Source organism: Burkholderia sp. BCC1977 (assembly GCF_905339595.1).
GTDB lineage: Bacteria > Pseudomonadota > Gammaproteobacteria > Burkholderiales > Burkholderiaceae > Burkholderia.
In genome coordinates this window covers 1-568 of the sequence record NZ_CAJPGQ010000166.1, presented here as the reverse complement: position 1 = coordinate 568, position 568 = coordinate 1, and the positions used below count along the sequence as shown (strand labels likewise).

Below are 568 nucleotides of genomic sequence, written 5' to 3'. Positions count from 1 at the left end.
CGGCATCAGCTCGTTGTCCACCGGCCTCAGCTCGACCGACAGCTCGGTCGCCTCGCTGTCGACTTCCACGTCGACCGGCCTGTCGTCGGCTAACAGCTCGATCAGCTCGTTGTCCACCTCGACCTCGACCGGCATCAACTCGCTGTCGACCGGCCTCAGCTCGACCGACAGCTCGGTCGCCTCGCTGTCGACCTCGACGTCGACTGGCCTGTCCTCGACAACCAGCTCGATTTCGTCGCTCTCGACCTCCACGTCGACCGGCCTCTCGTCGGCTAACAGCTCGATCAGCTCGCTGTCCACCTCGACCTCGACCGGCATCAACTCGTTGTCCACGGGCCTGAGCTCGACCGATAGCTCGGTGGCCTCGCTCTCGACTTCGACGTCGACCGGTCTGTCGTCGGCAACCAGCTCGATTTCGTCGCTCTCGACTTCCACGTCGACCGGTCTGTCGTCGGCCAACAGTTCGATCAGCTCGCTGTCCACGTCGACTTCGACCGGTATCAACTCGCTGTCGACCGGCCTCAGCTCGACCGACAGCTCGGTCGCTTCGCTGTCGACCTCGACGTCA

1 protein-coding gene is annotated in these 568 nt (G+C 64.1%); it reads right to left on the bottom strand.

Annotation, left to right across the window (positions count from 1 at the left end):
- On the bottom strand, positions 1-568 hold a 568-nt coding region (locus U5771_RS35295), incomplete at both ends, for a hypothetical protein (RefSeq protein WP_322028197.1).